Source organism: Xenorhabdus griffiniae, assembly GCF_015163655.1.
Taxonomy (GTDB): domain Bacteria; phylum Pseudomonadota; class Gammaproteobacteria; order Enterobacterales; family Enterobacteriaceae; genus Xenorhabdus; species Xenorhabdus griffiniae.
Map to the genome: position 1 here is coordinate 1 of NZ_JADEUF010000204.1, position 2871 is coordinate 2871.

A 2871-nucleotide genomic window follows, 5' to 3' on the forward strand; every position below is an offset into this window, starting at 1 on the left:
GCACGATAAGCATATTCAAGCTGAAAAGTACGGCGACAAGACAGGCAACGATAACGCTGACGTTCACCTTGACCCGTGCCATGTTTTCTTACCGATTCGGTTTGTTGACAACATCGACATTTCACTTCTACCGTTGCCATCTGATTTCCTGAAAAAGTGAGGAGTATACATGAGAAACAACAAATTGAATACGTGACCAGAATTTTCTCTAAGCGTTAGATTATGATTTTATTTTCAATAGATTTTTCAAATCTACTGGTATGCAATTTAACTTTACCAATACCTTCTTGAGTAATTTCAGCATTTCTCCAATCTAAGTCCTGAATAGGGCTACCTGCTTTAGTTGGGTCATATGAACGACCACTGTATTCATAAGACATCCCGTTATGACACTGGAAGTTCTTGAGAAAACAATTAAAGATACGTTCGACTATGCCAATGATAAGAAAGTATTTACTTATGTACATTTCATATGGCATGGTGGTGAACCAATGCTGCCCGGTATTAATTTCTATGAAAATGTTGTCGCTTTTCAGGAAAAATATAGCAATGGTATAAGCTACTTAAATGCTCTTCAAACAAATGGAACATTAATAACTCAAAGATGGTGTGACTTTATTAAGAAAAATAAATTTTTCATGTCGATATCTATTGATGGACCTAAAGATATAAATGATAAAAATAGAGTTACACATAAGGATACTGGGAGTTATAATAAGATTTTTGAAGGAATCAATAAACTAAGAAAAAATGATATTGATGTGGGTTGTGCTTTAGTAATGAGCAAAACAAATATAAATCATACGGATGAAATATATGATTTCATGCTTGAAAATAAATTACCATTTAACGTAATCCCATTAAATAAATCAGGAAATGCTGTAGATAATTATCAAGATCTCGGATTAGGTCCTGATGAATATTATTTACCATGGAGTAAATTATATGATAAATGGTTTTATGCAGAACCTGAAAATTACATTTTCTTGGATTCGCATGATAAGTGCAATTTCTGAAAAAGGCGGTCAGTTGCTATAGTAGGCATCTTTCTCGCCAAAGGGAAATGCACTATGGCCTATAAGCAACTGACCGAAATAAAAAGATATCAGATTTTCAGTTTAAAAGAAGCCGGCTTTACACAACATTTTATGGCAAAGTCGCTTGATCGAGCCCCATCAACAATTAGCCGAGAATTGAGACGAAATGGGGAGGCCAAGAAATATGATCCTAAGCAGGCTCAGATTAAGGCTGCAGCTTGCCGACATTTTGCGATAAAAGCGGCAAAAATAACATCAGAAATAGAAATTTGGGTCAAATAGTTAATTTGGCAAGATTTAAGTCCTGAATAAATTGTGAGTTATCTCAAGCGGGAAGCGAAAATATCTTTACATCATGAGACGATTTATCGATTGATTTATAAAGATAAAAAAATAGCGGTGATTTATGGCAACATCTTAGGATTGCGAGAAAACCGTATCTTAAATGCTATGGAAGTTATGAGCGAAGAGGAAAAATTAAAAATAGAGTCAGTATTGATAATCGCCCAGAACTTGTTGATAAAAAGCAACGTATTGGTGATTGGGAAGGAGATACCATAGTAGGCAAAGATCATAAAAGTGCATTATTGACATTAGTTGAGCAAAAGTCGTTATTTACTGTCATCATTAAACTTGAAGATAAAACAGCAAAAGGTGTCGCAAAAGCGGTAACAAGACATTTATCACTGATAAAACATAAAGTTAAAACAATTACCTTTGACAATGGCCTCTAATTTACCGAACATGAACTTTTCAGCAAAAATTTATTTTGCTCACCCGTATCCCCTCTGGGAAAGAGGAATAAATGAGAACACGAATGGATTAATCAGAGATTATTTCCCAAAAGGAACCGATTTTAATAAGGTATCAGAGTTGGAGGTTAACCTTGTGGCAAACCGATTAAATAATCACCCCCGTAAAACGCGAGGTTACAAAACACCGAATGAATTATTTAAAGGGACATCGACTCATTTACTTCGTTCATTACAGTGTTGCGCTTAATATGTGAATTCGAGTTTTGTTTCTGATTTTGTAAGAAAAACTCAGGAAATCCTATATGACTTTTCAAAATGGTAGGAGTGTCAAAGAAATTCAATCCCATTTTGAAAAGTCATATAGTCGGTATTTTGATATGAATTGTCAGCTTATTGAACGTAAGATTCGCAATAAATTATAAAAATGGTTAGAGTTCATTTTTTTCAATCAAAATGAACTCTAACCATAATGGATATCTTCTCTCCCGGTAAGAATGCTTGTGATTGCTATCATCTCTATAGCTACCGGCAAAATAGTTACCATGTGGGGCTTATTTTTATTGTGAGGTAGCTAGATCAAAAATTTAAAATATAATAATAGCGATATAAGGTTGCTTAGTAAAAATGGTTTTATTAAATATTTCTAATTATATAAAACATTTATCTAATTAGAAATTCTTCGTATCGTCATAGGGCTGTGATTCTTACGTTTTTGTCAGGTGATATAATTGCTAGATTAAATACTTTTTTTACACTATTTTGAATCGTAAGATATGTACTTTTCTTTAAAGGAGAGTAACAGTTAGCAGAAGGAGGAATTACCTGCCCATTAGGAATGGGAGTTTCTGCTAATGTAAGGCATTTACCCATGTAATGCCATTTATTCATTTTATTTTTCCACAGATCATTATATTTTTCAGCAGGACAAACAATATTTGCCCAAGGATCACATATCCATAATTCCTTTGGTAGATTATGATATAGTCTACCCAATACAGGTTTAAACACATCGTGATTAAAATCACCTATTGTTATAAATACATGATCATATATTCCTAACGTGCCAACTACTTGAATAT

3 protein-coding genes and 2 pseudogenes are annotated in these 2871 nt (G+C 33.5%); 2 read left to right on the plus strand and 3 right to left on the minus strand.

What is annotated here, in order from left to right:
* On the minus strand, window positions 1-140 hold a 140-nt coding region (locus IQ211_RS18670), incomplete at its 3' end, for an IS1 family transposase (protein ID WP_193836449.1).
* A 75-nt stretch (window positions 141-215) separates the two neighbouring features.
* Window positions 216-380 carry a hypothetical protein gene (locus tag IQ211_RS18675; RefSeq protein WP_193836450.1) on the minus strand — a complete coding sequence of 55 codons (165 nt, stop codon included), beginning with the start codon at window positions 378-380 and terminating at the stop codon, window positions 216-218.
* A gap of 6 nt (window positions 381-386) precedes the next feature.
* Between IQ211_RS18675 and IQ211_RS18680 the strand changes: the two genes are divergently transcribed.
* Window positions 387-1016, plus strand: a complete 630-nt coding sequence (locus tag IQ211_RS18680; protein WP_193836451.1) for a radical SAM protein — start codon at window positions 387-389, stop codon at window positions 1014-1016.
* 54 nt (window positions 1017-1070) lie between these two features.
* Window positions 1071-2039 (plus strand): annotated as a pseudogene (locus IQ211_RS18685) (IS30 family transposase).
* A gap of 440 nt (window positions 2040-2479) precedes the next feature.
* Here the strand turns inward: IQ211_RS18685 and IQ211_RS18690 are convergent.
* Window positions 2480-2871, minus strand: a pseudogene (locus IQ211_RS18690) (hypothetical protein); the annotation flags it as partial.